This window comes from Haloarcula sp. S1AR25-4 (assembly GCF_031624555.1).
Classification (GTDB): Archaea; Halobacteriota; Halobacteria; order Halobacteriales; family Haloarculaceae; genus Haloarcula; species Haloarcula pellucida.
Map to the genome: position 1 here is coordinate 458174 of NZ_JAMQOR010000003.1, position 14637 is coordinate 472810.

General features: G+C 68.4%; 22 protein-coding genes. 14 read left to right on the forward strand and 8 right to left on the reverse strand.

Features of this window, described 5'->3' with window-relative positions:
* Positions 1–144: 144 nt before the first annotated feature.
* Complete coding sequence (locus NDI85_RS15695; protein ID WP_188999922.1) at positions 145–1473, reverse strand: Hvo_1808 family surface protein; 1329 nt, start codon at positions 1471–1473, stop codon at positions 145–147.
* Complete coding sequence (locus NDI85_RS15700) at positions 1466–2944, reverse strand: Hvo_1808 family surface protein (RefSeq protein ID WP_310916312.1); 1479 nt, start codon at positions 2942–2944, stop codon at positions 1466–1468. The genes NDI85_RS15695 and NDI85_RS15700 overlap by 8 nt, the downstream gene beginning before the upstream one ends.
* An 80-nt stretch (positions 2945–3024) precedes the next feature.
* On the opposite strand from NDI85_RS15700, the gene NDI85_RS15705 reads away from it, so the two are divergent.
* The gene (locus NDI85_RS15705) at positions 3025–3597 is read left to right on the forward strand and encodes a cysteine hydrolase family protein (RefSeq protein ID WP_188999916.1); all 573 of its coding nucleotides are present in this window, start codon (positions 3025–3027) and stop codon (positions 3595–3597) included.
* Between the two features lies 1 nt (position 3598).
* On the opposite strand, the gene NDI85_RS15710 is transcribed toward NDI85_RS15705, so the two are convergent.
* Positions 3599–4420 (reverse strand): hypothetical protein, encoded by an 822-nt coding sequence (locus NDI85_RS15710; RefSeq protein WP_188999913.1) that lies wholly within the window; start codon positions 4418–4420, stop codon positions 3599–3601.
* A 200-nt stretch (positions 4421–4620) separates the two neighbouring features.
* Here NDI85_RS15710 and NDI85_RS15715 point away from each other — a divergent pair, with 200 nt between their 5' ends.
* From NDI85_RS15715 to NDI85_RS15725, 3 genes are all read left to right on the forward strand, one after another.
* Positions 4621–5301: a lipoate--protein ligase family protein gene (locus tag NDI85_RS15715; RefSeq protein ID WP_188999910.1), complete on the forward strand. Its 681-nt coding sequence runs from the start codon at positions 4621–4623 to the stop codon at positions 5299–5301.
* Positions 5302–5366: 65 nt separating this feature from the next.
* Positions 5367–6671 carry a dihydroorotase gene (locus tag NDI85_RS15720; RefSeq protein WP_310916313.1) on the forward strand — a complete coding sequence of 435 codons (1305 nt, stop codon included), beginning with the start codon at positions 5367–5369 and terminating at the stop codon, positions 6669–6671.
* A 78-nt stretch (positions 6672–6749) separates the two neighbouring features.
* The gene (locus NDI85_RS15725) at positions 6750–6929 is read left to right on the forward strand and encodes a hypothetical protein (protein WP_310916314.1); all 180 of its coding nucleotides are present in this window, start codon (positions 6750–6752) and stop codon (positions 6927–6929) included.
* On the opposite strand, the gene NDI85_RS15730 is transcribed toward NDI85_RS15725, so the two are convergent.
* Together NDI85_RS15730 and NDI85_RS15735 are read right to left on the reverse strand one after the other, a co-directional pair.
* Positions 6926–7315, reverse strand: coding sequence for a hypothetical protein (locus NDI85_RS15730; RefSeq protein WP_188999900.1), 390 nt, complete (start codon positions 7313–7315; stop codon positions 6926–6928). The genes NDI85_RS15725 and NDI85_RS15730 overlap by 4 nt on opposite strands.
* Positions 7316–7368: 53 nt before the next feature.
* Positions 7369–8031: a DUF5806 family protein gene (locus NDI85_RS15735; RefSeq protein WP_310916315.1), complete on the reverse strand. Its 663-nt coding sequence runs from the start codon at positions 8029–8031 to the stop codon at positions 7369–7371.
* A 101-nt stretch (positions 8032–8132) separates the two neighbouring features.
* Here NDI85_RS15735 and NDI85_RS15740 point away from each other — a divergent pair, with 101 nt between their 5' ends.
* Together NDI85_RS15740 and NDI85_RS15745 are read left to right on the forward strand one after the other, a co-directional pair.
* Positions 8133–8504 carry a universal stress protein gene (locus tag NDI85_RS15740; RefSeq protein WP_188999897.1) on the forward strand — a complete coding sequence of 124 codons (372 nt, stop codon included), beginning with the start codon at positions 8133–8135 and terminating at the stop codon, positions 8502–8504.
* Positions 8501–9022 (forward strand): GNAT family N-acetyltransferase, encoded by a 522-nt coding sequence (locus NDI85_RS15745; RefSeq protein WP_310916316.1) that lies wholly within the window; start codon positions 8501–8503, stop codon positions 9020–9022. The genes NDI85_RS15740 and NDI85_RS15745 overlap by 4 nt, the downstream gene beginning before the upstream one ends.
* Here NDI85_RS15745 and NDI85_RS15750 read toward each other — a convergent pair.
* Positions 9019–9456 (reverse strand): universal stress protein, encoded by a 438-nt coding sequence (locus NDI85_RS15750; protein WP_166967827.1) that lies wholly within the window; start codon positions 9454–9456, stop codon positions 9019–9021. The two genes, NDI85_RS15745 and NDI85_RS15750, sit on opposite strands and share 4 nt — an antisense overlap.
* Positions 9457–9560: 104 nt before the next feature.
* Between NDI85_RS15750 and NDI85_RS15755 the strand changes: the two genes are divergently transcribed.
* From NDI85_RS15755 to NDI85_RS15770, 4 genes are all read left to right on the forward strand, one after another.
* On the forward strand, positions 9561–10028 hold the full coding sequence (locus NDI85_RS15755; RefSeq protein ID WP_166967828.1) for a universal stress protein: 468 nt from the start codon (positions 9561–9563) through the stop codon (positions 10026–10028).
* Between the two features lie 43 nt (positions 10029–10071).
* Positions 10072–11163 (forward strand): DHH family phosphoesterase, encoded by a 1092-nt coding sequence (locus NDI85_RS15760; RefSeq protein ID WP_188999885.1) that lies wholly within the window; start codon positions 10072–10074, stop codon positions 11161–11163.
* 51 nt (positions 11164–11214) lie between these two features.
* Entirely contained in the window at positions 11215–11355 is a 141-nt protein-coding gene (locus NDI85_RS15765) for a hypothetical protein (protein ID WP_166967831.1), read from the forward strand.
* A gap of 87 nt (positions 11356–11442) precedes the next feature.
* Positions 11443–11880, forward strand: a complete 438-nt coding sequence (locus NDI85_RS15770; RefSeq protein WP_310916317.1) for a hypothetical protein — start codon at positions 11443–11445, stop codon at positions 11878–11880.
* Positions 11881–11989: 109 nt separating this feature from the next.
* On the opposite strand, the gene NDI85_RS15775 is transcribed toward NDI85_RS15770, so the two are convergent.
* Complete coding sequence (locus NDI85_RS15775; RefSeq protein ID WP_188999879.1) at positions 11990–12421, reverse strand: DUF5807 family protein; 432 nt, start codon at positions 12419–12421, stop codon at positions 11990–11992.
* A 129-nt stretch (positions 12422–12550) separates the two neighbouring features.
* Here NDI85_RS15775 and NDI85_RS15780 point away from each other — a divergent pair, with 129 nt between their 5' ends.
* Entirely contained in the window at positions 12551–12856 is a 306-nt protein-coding gene (locus NDI85_RS15780; protein WP_188999876.1) for an Hsp20/alpha crystallin family protein, read from the forward strand.
* 57 nt (positions 12857–12913) lie between these two features.
* Positions 12914–13339, forward strand: a complete 426-nt coding sequence (locus tag NDI85_RS15785) for a dCTP deaminase (RefSeq protein WP_310916318.1) — start codon at positions 12914–12916, stop codon at positions 13337–13339.
* Here the strand turns inward: NDI85_RS15785 and NDI85_RS15790 are convergent.
* Positions 13336–13644, reverse strand: a complete 309-nt coding sequence (locus NDI85_RS15790) for a hypothetical protein (protein WP_310916319.1) — start codon at positions 13642–13644, stop codon at positions 13336–13338. The genes NDI85_RS15785 and NDI85_RS15790 overlap by 4 nt on opposite strands.
* Positions 13645–13800: 156 nt before the next feature.
* Here NDI85_RS15790 and NDI85_RS15795 point away from each other — a divergent pair, with 156 nt between their 5' ends.
* Positions 13801–14190: a 30S ribosomal protein S6e gene (locus NDI85_RS15795; RefSeq protein WP_188999867.1), complete on the forward strand. Its 390-nt coding sequence runs from the start codon at positions 13801–13803 to the stop codon at positions 14188–14190.
* Positions 14187–14615, forward strand: a complete 429-nt coding sequence (locus NDI85_RS15800; protein ID WP_166967839.1) for a hypothetical protein — start codon at positions 14187–14189, stop codon at positions 14613–14615. Before NDI85_RS15795 ends, NDI85_RS15800 begins: the two co-directional genes overlap by 4 nt.
* The last annotated feature ends 22 nt before the right edge of the window (positions 14616–14637 follow it).

Sequence of the window (14637 nt, forward strand, 5' to 3'; positions counted from 1 at the left end):
CACGCTGGACCAGATACCACGCTGGCGACTCGGTCACTGTCTACTACGGCCCGGACGACACAGCCCCGCTGACGGGCCGAGCGGGACAGGCAGCGTGGGTCGCCGACCTTCGCGATACTCGTCGTCGCGGGATTCGTCGTCCGCTCATCCGCGCGGCCGATGGATGTCCGCGAGGTCGTCGACGGTCGGCCCGTTGACGATGCGGACGGTATCGCCAGACCGGCTGATTCGGAAGGCGTCCGCGAAGGGACTTGGGTCGGGGACGACGTAGACGTTCGCCCGTGGCTGGGTCGCGCCGTGTTCCTCGACCAGCGCGGCCCGATAGGCCTGTGCGAACTGGCGGGCGTCCTTTTCGGAGTCCCACGTGCTCACCCAGACGTAGCCGCCGGCACCCGACCCGTTGTGGTAGGGGACGACGCTGTCACCGGCCCACCCCGCCGACGGTTCGCTCTGGTAGCGGTAGCGGTTGGCGTCGGTCTGGTTGTTGTGGTACATCGTCGCGAAGATAGAGGCCTCGCCGACGGTGTCGGCCACCGGGTCGTGGTCGAACCGGTTCCACTCGCCGTTCGAGCGGTCCGGGACGGTGACGTTCTCGGGCTCCTCGTCGGGGTACTTCTTCGGGTGGATGACCTGTTCGGTGCTCTCCGGGTACTCGTCGTAGATGGCGTCGACGGCGTCCCACCCGCCGTCGTCGTAGATGGCGTCGATGAAGAACGGTCCCGTCGCGTAGGGCTGGTAGATGACCGTGAACAATCCGGGGTTCTGCGGGCCGCCACCGCCACCGCCACTGTTCCGGTCGGGGCGGGTGATACAGTTCCAGTCGCCCTCACACTGTCGCTGATACAGTGCCTGGACGTAGTTCGCCTCGCCCTCGATGAGGCCGTCGCGGGCTAGCTGCTGGTCTTGGGTCTCGGCGGACCCGTTCAGTCCGAACTGCTGGTCCTGCAGGGCGTGGACGAGTTCGTGTGCCAGCGTCCGCCGGTCGATGTGGGGCGTCTCGGTGGGGCTGACGATGACTATCTCGTCACGACTCGGCGAGTAGAAGCCCTGCACGGAGGTCGAGAGCGTGTCGTCGATGGTCTCGCTGCTCCCCGAGTCCTCGCCGATGAGCAACAGCGACTCCCACACTTGATCGTTCCACGGGTCCTCGGGCGGGCCGGCACCGCTGCCGTTGCCCCGCGAACGGTTGCGGTACTCGGCCCGCGAGACGACCTCGACGGGGACCGTCTCGGTGAACTCGCGGTCCCGAATCCGCTCTACGCGGGCCATCGTCCGGGCGGTGACGGCCTCGCGTTCGCTCTCGTTGAGGCCGTCGTCGGTCGTCACGTCGACGGGGTCGTCGTACCAGTACCCGTTCTCCCAACCGATGCTGTCCTCGCCGTTCGGGGCGTCGGGGTGGTCGTTGCCGCCGAAGGCGGGGACGGTACAGCCAGCGAGGACGACAGTCAGTGCGAGTAGTAGTTCCTTACGCATCGTAGACCTCGTTCAGTTCGCGCTCGGTCGGCGCGTTGACGACGGTGACCGTGTCGCCGGAGACGTGGACGGCGACGGCGTCGGCGAACGGACTCGACTCGGCCAGCACCCACGTTCCGTCGGCAGTCCGTGTCCCGCCCCAGTGGCTGAGGACGGCTGCCCACGCCCGGGCGAACGCCTCGGCGTCGCGCTCGGTCGACCAGACGGTACGCCAGGTGTAGGCCGTCTCCGTGCCGTTCGTGTAGACGTGCATCCGGCCGCCCGACCATCCGGTCGTCGCGGGGAGGGCGTAGTCGTACGGGTCGGCACTGTCGAGTGACCGCCCGTCGTAGTTGAACACCTCGTCGGGGGCGACGACGGCCGACTCGTTGTAGTCGTCGGCGAGCGTGTAGGCCATCGTCGCGGCGATGGCCGAGGGGCCGACGACGGCGTAGTCCGGGCGGCCCGAAGGCCTGACTCGCTCCCACTCGTCGGTCGACCGGTCGGCCAGTTGCACGTCGCGTGGCTCCCAGTCGGGGTACTCGTCGGGGGCCATGACCTCGCGAGCGCCGTCGGGCGCCTCGCCGTACGCGTCGTTCACCGCCGCCCAGCCACCGCGCTCCCGGCGGTCGTCGACCAGCCCAGTGCCGTCGCTGTACGGGAAATACAGGAGAAAGCCAAGTCCGAAGTGCCGGTCGCCGCCGCCGCTTGCACCGGGTTCGCTCGACAGACACTCCCACTGGACGCCACAGCGAGCGGTGTAGCTATCGGTCGTCGCCGCCGCGTCGCCCTCGACGAGGCCGTTGTACCCCTGTACGGCATCGCGGGTCCGGGCGTCGCCGTCGAGACCGAACTGCTGGTCCTGCAGGGCGTGGACGAGTTCGTGTGCAAGCGTCGACTCCGAGACGGTCGGCGTCTCCGCGTCGGAGACGAGGACGATGGCCTCGCGACTGGGACTGTAGTACCCCAGCACGCTCTCGCCGAGTTCGCTCCGCTGGACCGCGATAGAGTCCCGGCCCTCGCCGACGAGGAACAGCGCCTCGAACTTCGCGTTGTCGAACCGGCGGAGCGACTCGCCGGGGTCGCTCCCGCCGGTCCGATTGCGGTACGCCTCACGGGAGATGACCTCGACGGACACCGTCCGCTCGAACTCCAGTTCGCGGACGAACTCGACGCGGGCCATCGACCGGGCGACGACGGCGGCGCGTTCGCTCTCGTTGAGGCCGTCCTCGCTGGTCACCGCCAGCGTCTCGTTGTGCCAGACCCCGTTCTCCCAGCCACGGACGTCCGTCTCGGGGTCCGGTCGGGCCGTCTCGCTCGCGTGGGCGTTGTCGCCGCTCCCGCTCGATACGAGTTCCAGCGTGAACACCGTGTCCGCTGTCGGCGTCGCTGTCGCCGGCTGTTCGGGAGCGCCGAGGCTGCTCTCGAACCCGTGACACCCGGCGAGGAGGAGCGTCACGGCACACAGAAGGGCGACAGACTGGCGGCGCATCTACCGTATCGAGGGGGAGCGCGGTGAAAAGTCACACGCTCAGAGTAAGGTTCGTAGGCCTCGCGGCCGAACCGTCGACTATGCAACTGGACCCGACCCAGACGGCCGTCGTCGTGGTGGACATGCAAAACGGCTTTTGCCACCCCGACGGCAGCCTCTACGCACCGGACAGCGCGGCGGCCATCGACCCCGTGAACGAACTCGTCGACCGGGCCCGCGACGCCGGCGCGAGCGTCGTCTTCACCCGCGACGTACACCCGCCCGGACAGTTCGAGGAGACCCACTACTACGACGAGTTCGAGCGGTGGGGCGAACACGTCGTCGAGGGGACCTGGGAGGCCGAACTCGTCGAGGAACTCGACCTGCGAGCGGACGACCTCGTCGTGGAGAAACACACCTACGACGCCTTCTACCGGACGCAACTGGAGGGGTGGCTCGACGCCCACGGCGTCAAAGACCTCGTCGTCTGCGGGACGCTGGCGAACGTCTGTGTCCTCCATACGGCCGCCAGCGCGGGCCTGCGCGACTACCGCCCGGTGCTCGCCGAGGACGCCGTCGGCTTCATCGAGGAAGACCACCGCGAGTACGCCTTAGAGCACGCCGACTGGCTGTTCGGCGAGGTCACCGAGCGCGACGCCGTCGAGTTCGCCTGAGTTAGCGTCGCTCGACGGTGACGTCGACCCGGTCGCCGACCGAGAGATCGACCCCCTCCCCGACGAGTTTCACGCCGGCGTCGTCCCGCGAGCAGAACAGTGCCAGCCCCGTCACGGGGTCGCCGTTCGCGGAGACGGTCACGCTATCCCACGCCACCGTTCTACCGTCGGCGGTGCCGACCTGCTGGCCGGCGACGCTCGCTCGCGTCGGGCCGTCGTCACCCAGTAGCCCGCCCCACTCGTAGTGCGGGAGGCCGCCGTCGAGGACGCCGCCCCGGTCGTTCGCCACGCCCGCGAAGCGTTCGCCGGGGGCGGGGTGTTCGGGGCTGTCGAGTCGCGCCCACGTCTCACCCGTCTCGACGACGGTGCCGGTGCCGTCCCACGCCAGCGGTTCGACGTCGACGCCCACGTCCACGGGCAGTGACCCCGACGCTCGATAGGGGTCGGCGTCGTGGTCCCGAAAGCCCAGATGGACGTGATTCGGGACCCACGGCGCGAAGAACCCGGCCCGAACCAGTTCGCCGATGTCGTCCCCGACGGCAACCGTCTCGCCCGGTTCGACGCTCGGGTCGACGTGGAGGAGGCGGGCGACGAACTCTCCGGTGTCGATCAGAATCAGGTGGTCGTGTTCTGCGGCGTAGGGCTTCGGCGGGGCACGGACCGCCTTCGTATCGAGCACCTCGCCGGCCACGGGCGACGGTGCGCGCTCACCCTCGGGGTAGAGGTCTATGGCACACCCGTCGTCGTGGGCGTCGAACGGCGAGTTGTACAGCGAGAATCGGTAGTAGCGGTGGAGTACGTCCCGCGGGACGGTGACGGCCATCGGCGAGAAGTTGGGCACGCCGAGGTATGTGCCTATCGTCCGAGGGTTTACGTCCGAAGGCGGGGCCACGATCGGGAGTGCGCTGACCGACACCGCGACGGGGGCCGCGGGTGTGCGACACGTCCCGTCGTGACCGCCGTGTGTCGCCTGTTCGCCACCGGTTGCGAGAGCGTTTAATCCGTCGCTGTCCTACGACCGCCATGCGACTCCTCCGCGGTCGAGCGAGCGACCACGAACGCGACTACGAGCGCACGCGAGCGATGGTCTCCGGCGTCGCCGACGACGGCACGCCTGCGCTTCGCGTCTGGACGCCACACCGACAGGTGGCCTTTGGCCGCCGTGACCGCCGCGTCGAGGGGTACGACCGCGCTCAAGAGGCCGCCGAATCCCGGGGCTACCCCGTCCTCGAACGGGCCGTCGGCGGGCGGGCCGTCGCCTACACCGGGTCCACCGTCGCCTTCGCCCTCGCGGAACCGGTCGCCGATTCCCGGGGAGATATCGGCGGGCGCTACGACCGCGTCTCGGCGGCGGTCCGGCGCGGCCTCGCGACCGTCGGCGTCGACGCCGTCGAGGGCGAACCACCCGACTCCTTCTGTCCGGGAACTCACTCGTTGCAGGCCGACGGCAAGGTGGCGGGCCTCGCCCAGCGTGTTCGACAGCACGTCGCACTCACCGCCGGCATCGTCGTCGTCAGCGACCACGAAGCCATCGCGGCAGTGCTCGACCCGGTGTACGACGCGCTCGGCGTCCCGTTCGACCCCGACTCGGTGGGGAGCGTGTCGCGTGCCGGCGGCCGCGGCGACCCGGCAGAGGTCGTGGACGCGCTCGAACGCGCCCTCGTCGGGGAGCGTTCGGTCTCCGAGCGGCGGACTGTCCAGTGAGACGGGGGGTCGCCCCCCGGAACCACATCCGAGACACTTAGGGGTGCGCCCGGACGACAGACGGTATGCTCATCCGCAACGCGACGCTCGCGGACGGCCGGCAACGGGACGTCCGGGTGCGTGGTGAGACCATCGCCGAGGTCGGCCGCGACCTCGAACCCGACGACGAGGGAACTATCGAGGCGACGGGCAAGCGACTGTTTCCCGGTATGATGGACGTCCACGTCCACTTCCGCCAGCCCGGCTACCCACACAAGGAGACGTGGGAGAGTGGGTCGCGCGCCGCCGCCGCAGGCGGGGTCACCACCGTCGTCGACCAGCCCAACACCGACCCGCCGACCATCGACGGCGAAGCGTTCGACCAGAAAGCCGAGTTCGCCGCCGACTCGATAATCGACTGGGGAATCAACGGCGGTGTCACGGCCGACTGGATTCCGAACGTCCTCCTGCGCCGGCGCCTGTTCGCGCTGGGTGAGGTGTTCCTCGCGGACTCGACGGGCGATATGGGTATCGAGACGGCTCTCTTCGAAGCGGCGCTGGAACTGGCGACCGAGGAGGGCGTCACCGTCACGGTTCACGCCGAGGACGCCGACCGCTTCAACGACGACGCCCGCGCCCGCGACGACGCCGACGCGTGGAGCGCCTACCGCACCGCCGAGGCCGAGGCAGCGGCCGTAACGCGGGCCTGCGAGGCCGCCGAGCGGATGGGCGCCCGCATCCACATCGCTCACACCTCGACGCCGGAGGGCATCGACATCGCCGCCGACGCCGGGATGACGACGGAGGTGACGCCACACCACCTCCTGCTCTCGCGGAAGGACCTCGGCGAGTTGGGCACGTTCGGCCGGATGAACCCCCCGCTTCGCCGCGAGAAGCGCCGTCGCGAGGTGTACGACCGCGTCGTCGACGGCACCGTCGACATGATCGCGACCGACCACGCGCCCCACACCCGCGAGGAGAAAGACGCGAGTATCTGGGACGCCCCCTCCGGCGTGCCGGGTGTCGAGACGGTCCTGCCGCTCCTGCTAGCGGAGGCCCGGGACCCCGACACCGGCCTGACCTACGAGCGCGTCCGTGACCTCACCGCCGCGAACCCCGCCGACGTGTTCGACGTGCCCCAGAAGGGGCGTATCGAACCCGGCAAGGACGCCGACCTCGTGCTGGTCGACACCACCGAGACGACCGAGATTCGTGCCGGGGACCTCCACACCGACTGTGGCTGGACGCCGTTCGAGGGGTTCGAGGCCGTCTTCCCCGAGTGGACGATGGTCCGTGGGACGATGGTGTACGAGCGGGACTCCGATGAGGACGTCTTCTACCGTCACCAGGGCGAGAACGTCCGCGACGCCGACGGCGAAGTGCTGGAGTGATCCCGCCGCTCATTCAGGGTGTGTGAACACAACACATAATCGCGTTGTGGTCTTAGGTCAGTCCGGTGATAGAGACGTATGCCACGCTGTGAGAACTGCGGCGCGGAACTCGAAACCGCCGACGACCTCGAACACGAGGAGGTCGACGAAGTGACGCTCGTAGACGAGGACGAGGGGCCGCCACGCATCCAGATCGGCGTCGACATCCGCGACGTCTACCGGTGTAAGAAGTGCGGGAAGGTCCTCGGTGTGAGCTAGACTTGCCGCTCGCTCGCCCGTCGCAGCCTCGTCTCCGGGACCGGGCGGACGAGACCGAAGTAACACCGATACAGGAGGATGCCGCCGCCGAGACCGGTCAGCGACGCCAACAGCACCGTCTCCACAGCGTCGGGTCCGAGACCGAGACCGAGCGCAACGATGCCGGTCCCGGCCACCGCGACGAGCGCGACGGTCTGGTGCAGTCGCGTTCCCGGTAGCCGGTCCAGCACGCCGTGTTCGTCGACGTAGTAGGCGAGGACGGTCGTCGCCGTGAACAGCGCCGCGAGCGGCGGCGAGACGCCTTCGCCGAGGGTGAGCCATACCTGCGCGAGCGCCAGAACGGCGAGGGCCCCGTCGGTGAGGAGGACTTTCCTGCGAGGGTCCATCGCCGCAGCGTTCGGGCGACCGACAGAAAACGGTGCCGAGGACCGCCGCCGACTCACTCGTCGACGTCGAACTCGTGGCCGCACTCCGGACAGCAGACCTCGTCGTGTCGGAGCGCCGCCGAGTGCTCGCGCACCTCGCGCATGACCGAGGAGATGCGGTCCTCTGCTTCCATCTCCTCCTCGACGGCGAGGTCGACGCCCTCGACTTCCAGCAGGAACTTCGCCACCTCGGTTGACTCGTACATCACGTCGTCTAGTTCCTCGGCGGTGAAGAAGTCAGACATCGCACCGTAGAGGAACGTCGCGCCGGCCTTGCGGACCTTCTCCTCGAAAGACGCTCGGGCCTGATTGACAGCCTGTGGCGTGTACGTATCGGTCATGAACGGGACGAGTTCGGGGAGGTTCTCCCCTATCTTCGTCATCTCGACGCCGGTCTCGGTCCGGAAGTCCGCACACAGGCGAGCGATAGCCCACTCGCGGGCAGTGACGTACGTCCGCTCGCGCAGGAACTCGTTGGCCCGGTCGTAGGTGCCACCCTCTATCTTCGTAAAGCGCTCGTACTTCCGGACGTCCTCGGGCACGTCGCTGGCCGGCGTGACGCCACCGTCTGCGGCGTCCTCGGCGACCGACTCCTCGCTGTCGTCGTCGGGCGCATCGTCTGGTTCGTGTGGCGTGACCACCCGTGTCGGCTCCTCGTCGCTGTCCGGCGGTGTCATGGCCGTCTGTGTGTGCCCGCGCCGAAAAAGCGTATCGCCCCCGACCGCTCCGTCTCGCTCGTCAGGTGGCTTTTTGAGCGATGCCGACCGAGTGACCGCGTATGCACATCCTGCTCGGCGTCGGGGGCAGCCAGTTGTCCTACCACGCACTGGACGAGACGATAGCACGCGCACAGGAGACGGACGACGACCTCACTATCGCCATCTTCGACAACGAGGAGGCAGATACAGACGCGGAGGCGGTCAGAGAACGCGTCGAGTCGACGCTCTCGGAGACCAACTTCGAGGCGTCGATACGAACCATCGGCGGCGAGTCGCCCGGGAGCGAACTGGTCGACATCGCCGAGAGCGAAGGGTTCGACCGCATCGTACTGGGCGGCGGTGAGCGCTCCACGCTGGGGAAGATTCAACTCGGCTCCGTCGTCGAGTTCGTCCTGTTGAACGCACAGACGCCGGTCACGCTCATCCGATGAGCCGGACCTACCCCGACGAACCGGCCGGCGAGTTCCCCGCGCCGCCCCGGACGGTCACCGACAAGGAGGGTCGCGAAGTCGAATTAGTCCCCGCCGACGAGGCCGACCGCGAGGCCATCGTCGCGATGTACGTCGACTTCGACCCGGCCGACCGGGCACAGGGTATCCCGCCTGCCAAGGAGGAGGGCATCCGCAACTGGTTGGACACGATTCTGGACGGCGACTGTGTCAACGTCGTCGCCCGGTACGACGGCGACGTCGTCGGTCACGCGACGCTCGTGCCGGACCGACACGGCGAACACGAACTCGCTATCTTCGTCCTCCAGTCGTTTCAGGGGGCCGGCATCGGCACTGCCCTCGTCGAGACGCTACTGGGACAGGGCCAGCGGGCGGGCATCGAGAAGGTGTGGCTCACGGTCGAACGGTGGAACGACGCCGCCGCCAGCCTCTACCGGAAGGTCGGGTTCGAGACGAGCAACGCCGAGAGCTTCGAGATAGAGATGGCGATACGGCTCTAAACCGAGAGGACTGGCTGGCTCGCGTACTCTAAGACGTACAGCGCCGCGCGGCCGACGGGCTCTTCGCTGTCACCCTCTCGCGGGATGACGATGAAGTCCGCCGCGACGTCCTCGGCGACGTCTAAGACGACGCTGCCCGGCGTCTGCATCAGGCGGTGTTCCGAGAACGCCGTCGCCGTCGACGTATCGAGGGTGCCGTCGTGGCCGGAGCCTCGGAACTGCTCGCGCACCCGATCGGTGAACGCGCGGTGTTCCTCCGCGATGGTCTCGGCGTCGACGTGGCCATCGTCGATGTCCCGTCGGAGTCGCTCGTCGAGAACGAACAGGAGGTGGAGGTCGGCGTCGTATCGCTCGGCGATGGCGATAGCGTACTCGGCCGCCCGCTCGGACCGGTCGCTGCCGTCGACTGGGACGAGCACGAGGTCGATGTCCATCACCTGTCTCTGTGACCGGCCCGGACAAAAAGCCACCTCATCCCGCAGTGGGCACTGTGATCTGATGGGGCGGCTTTTTGGTCGTGCCCGCGGTAGGCCGGGGTATGTTCGACACGGTGGTCATCGCGACAGACGGGTCCGGCAGCGCAGAACGGGCCGTCGAAGCCGCCCTCGACCTCGCCGCACACTTCGATGCGACCGTCCACGCGCTGTACGTCGTCGACTCCGGCGAAGTCGAGTCGACGCCCGAGGAAGTGCGTACCGAACTGGAACGTGCGCTGGCGACCACCGGCGGGCGCGCGCTCTCGTTCGTCCGGGAGGCCGCCATCGCCGAGGCAGACAGCGACGACATCGTCACCGCTGTCCGGCAGGGCGACCCCGCCGACGAGATCTGCCAGTACGCAATCGACCACGACGCCGACGTCGTCGCCACTGGAACCCGGGGCCGGCACGGCGAACACGGCTTCCTGCTCGGCAGCGTCGCCGAGGAGATCGTCCGACAGGCCCCGATGCCGGTGCTGTCGGTGCGCCAGCTAGAGGGTGCGGTCAACCCCGAACGCGAACAGGTCTGAGACGGACCGCGGGGTTCATTGCTGACGGTCGGCATGAACGGGCATGGACGATTGGCTCATCGACGACGACCGTCTCTCTATCGAGCGTAAGTCTGTCCTCCCCGGCGAGGGCTTTTTCATCCCGGACTCCTACGAAGAGGAGCAGGCCGAGGCCGAGGCCGCCGAGACGCTTTCCGACGCCGGCGTGGTGGTCATCGCCGACCCCGACGCCGACGGACTGGCTTGCACCGCGTTGATTCGCGAAGCCCACGGTGAGGGCGCACTGCTGCCCGCCGGCCCGCACGAACTGCAGGAGGCGCTGGCGTGGACCGCCGAGTACGCCGAACCCGAGGCGACCGTCTTCGTCTGTGACCTCTGTCCCGACAGCGAGTCGGACCTCGGCGCGCTCTCGAACCTCGTCGCCCGCGTCGAACGCGTCGCGTGGTTCGACCACCACCAGTGGGACGCCGAACTCGGCGGTATCGTCGACGACGCGGGGGTCGAGCGAACCGTCGGGGAGAGCGACGAGGTGTGTACCGCCGACGTCGCGCTCGAACAACTGGACTACGACTTCGAGGAGCGCTGGGCCGACCTCGCGGCGGTCACGCGGGACCACGACCTCTGGATTCGCGACGACGAGCGCAGCGACGACCTCGCGGACTTCTCGTACTGGTCGGACCCCGAGGAGTACATCGAGGCCGTCGCCGAACACGGTCCCGATCTTTCCCCGGAGGTTCAGGAGTTCCTCGCCGAGAAGCGCGTCGAGAAGGAGGCCCTCATCGAGAAGGCCGTCGACCGCGCGGAACTGCGCGAGGTCGGCGAGTGGACCGTCGGCGTCACCTACGGTCGCTGTTCGCAGAACGAGGTCGCAGAGGCCCTGCGCGAACAGGGCGCCGACGCCGCAGTCATCGTCAAACCCGCCGGGTCCGCGTCCATCCGCGGTACCGACAACTTCGAGCGCGCCCACGAGGTGGCTCGACAGGTCAACGGCGGCGGCCACCCGAAGGCGGCGGGGTGCAAGCCGGACATCTACGACGACATGATGGACTACGCCCACCACTGGACGACCCACGGCGCGGTGGCGAAACAGGCGATCGTGGACGCGTTCAAGCGGTTGCCGGAAGAGGAGGACGAAGGCGTCGACACCGAGCGGTAGACCGGACGCGAGCGGAGCGAGGTCTTTTTCGCCCACGTTTTTCGAGGAGTGGTGGTCGAGCGGAGCGAGACCACCCGACGAAGAAAAAGGTGGACTCGGACGACCCACGGCGCGGTGGCGAAACAGGCCATCGTGGACGCGTTCAAGCGGTTGCCGGAAGAGGAGGACGAAGGCGTCGACACCGAGCGGTAGCGGCAGCCGAGTAGACGCCGACGGGCGCGCTCGAACGCGAGCGCCGGAACGCTGATGTGGCCGCCGGCGGATGCTCCGACCAGCGCGATGCCCTCCGCCCTCCCTACGTGGTGGCCCGACCGCGCGACGCTGGCTGGGGAACTTCTCAGAGGCGTCGCCGTCGGCGGCACGCTGTTCGTCCTCGGTGAGACGCCGTCGTTCGCCGTGGCGGTAGCCGCGCTGTTCGTTCTGTTGCAACTCGTGACCGACGGTGTCGAAGCCATCGCCGGCGACTACGCCGACCACGTCTTATTCGGCGGTCTCGTCCTCGTTGGGGCGGGCTACGTGACGACGCTCTCGGCCCCGTGGTGGACGCCCGCGGCGGGTGCGCTCCTCGGTGGGTGGTTTCTCGTCGACGGTGTCCAACACCTCCGCCACGGCGTCACCCGCGAGGAGGTCGGGTCGCCGTACGTCCACGACGGCGGCGTACTCACGGGGCTACTGCGGGCGCTGGTCGCGCGCGTCGCCGAACCGTTCCGCCTGTAATCGGCCGTCCGGCGGCGGGACCGACGAGGCGCTCAGAACGAGTGGCGTGGCGTCGGTGGACTCGTGGCGGACGTCCATGCGCAGTGTCTCGACCCGATGTGCGACACCGCTACTCGTCGACGACCCACTTGTCGCTGTACCGCTCGCCGCAGGCACAGACGGCGTAGGCGTGAATCACGTCGCCGTCGGCGTAGAGGCCACCGACCTCCTCGTTCTGGGCCTCCGCGAAGGCGAAGACGAACCGCGTGGTGTGGTTCTCCTCGGGTTCCTCCTCCTCGACCGGACAGACCGCGCCGGTCAGGTCGTCCCGAACCGTCCCGTCGGTGCCCATCGCCTCCTGTGCGAGCCCCATCGGATCGATGCCGGTGGCCGACTGGAAGGCGCTGCGCCCGTCGTCGCCGGGGAGGACGAGGACGTGACCGTCGTCGACGGCGTCGGCGTACTCCGCCAGCGCGCCGGGGTTCGAGACGGCGTCCTCGTGGAGGAAAAAGAGGACGTCGTCGGGCCGCTCGCCCGCCAGAAACTCCGTGTGCTTGCTCATACTGGCTCCGAGTCGTTCGGAACGCAAAAGCACGGCGTTCTCCCAGCCAGCGCTCGGGCCGCCCGAAGCCGTCTCCCCTGCTGGGAACCGCCTGTGCCCTTTTTCCATCTAGTTGCCGAAGTAACACGTATGGTGACGCACCATCCCGCCAAAGGCGTCGAACTGTACCGCGAGGACGATGCGTTCGTCGTCCTCGTCGAACTGTCGGGGTTCGACCGCGAGGACGTCGACCTGCGGTGGCACGACCGGCACCTCCACGTCGAGGCCGAACGCCACGACCCGGGCGAGCGCTCGCGGGTGTTCCACCGGTCGATTGGTCTCCCGCGGTCGATTCGCGAGGCCGACATCACGGCGACCATCGAGGACGGTGTGTTGGAAGTCACGCTCCCTCTCGACGACCGGGAACGGGAGGGCCGGCGTATCGATATCACCTGACTGTTCGGTGTCGGTCCGCCCCCATAGTTTTGCGCCGCCGGGCCGACACGTCCACGTATGGCCGACCTCAGCGAGTACGTCACCGACGCCGTCCACGAACAGACACAGACGGACAGTCCCGGCTTCGACTTGACCGTCGCCGAGGTGTACGAGGTGGTCGACCCCGGTCGCATCGACTTCGGCGGCGGCGAACTCGAACCGGCCGGGACCGCGCCCCACGCCAGCGCGAAGCGCGACCCCGAGGACGACTACGACTGGTGGACGCTCCGGGCCGGGCAGTACCTCGTCGAGTTCAACGAGTCCCTGACCGGTGAGACGACGGTGACCGTCCAGCCACGGACCGAACTCCTCGAACGCGGCGCGACCCACCCGACGCTCCACGTCGACGAACTGCCAAGGATCCCGCTGTCGGTCGGCGGTGCCGGACTCCGCCTCAAGGCGAACGCCCGCGTCAGTACCATCGTCGACGCCGAGAAACGCTAGTCGTCGGCGACCATCGACGTCTTCGCGGCCGTCGACTTATCGCTCACTCGACTGGCACGTTGTTCGTCCGCCGACGGTTCGCCCGCCAAACTGTCGGCGGCGCGGTGTAGCGACGCCGACACTGCCCGTTGGTGCTCGCTCGCTCGCCGGGCCGAGTCCTGCAGGTCCGTCACGGCCCGCTGGAGCGACGTCAGTTCGTCGCTGAAGTCGCCCATCGACCCGCTCAGCGTCCCCATGGCGTCGCCGAGGTCCCGTACCGACTCGCCGTCACCGACCCGCTCCGCCGCCCTCGTCGTCTTGCTCATACTCCTACCGACACACCGGGTGGTGGAGCCAGTAGTACCTAACCAGTTAGTGTCTCGCCGTCGCAGTCGGCCTCCGACAGACCGTGGTGGACCGTCACGAGGTGCTGGCCGGGACGCTTCGATGCGCTTTTGAAGCGCGATAGATACGAAATAGGTATGGCTGAATTCACTGTCGCTGTCTCCGACCCGGAGAGCGGCCACACGTACCAGATCGACGTCGACGGACAGGACGCAAACCGCTTCATCGGCCGCGAACTCGGCGACGAGGTCGACGCCGGTGCCGTCGGCCTCGACGGCTACACGCTCGAACTCACCGGTGGCTCCGACACCGCCGGCCGACCGATGCGACCCGACGTCCGCGGCACCCAGACGAAGTCTATCATGTCCGACGGCGGTATCGGCTTCGAACCGACCACCGACGGCGAGCGAAAGCGCATCACCATCCGCGGACGCGAAGTCAGCGACGAGACGCGCCAGATCAACGCCACAATCGTCGGCCGCGGCAGCGAACCGGTCGACGATCTGCTCGGTGCCGACGACGAGTGAGCGAGCGCGTTCCGAGCGACCACGACGCCGTCGAGACACACCGCGTCCCCGTCGAGTCCATCGGGCGCACCGACCGCCCGCGAGTCGTACTCCCGGACGCCGTCGACCTGCAGGAGGGCGACGTCGTCGGGATGGCGCTGGACGGCGACACCTACCACGCGGCTATCGAGACGAGCATCGAGGGCGACGTCGTCGTCACGCACGTCGCCGACAACCGGCGCGTCGCACGCGACCACGAGGGCGAGAACCGCCTCGCCGAGTGGATCGCCGACGGTAGCGTCTCGCTGGGCGGGTCGGCTCACTTAGACGTCGTCACTGCCGGTCACCAGTACGGCCTCCGAACGCCGGGGACTCGCGTCGTCTACACTGCGACCGACTCCCCGGACTCCTCGCTGTCCGACATCGCACGGGACCTCGACGGATGACCGCGTCGGCCCCGGTTTTCCC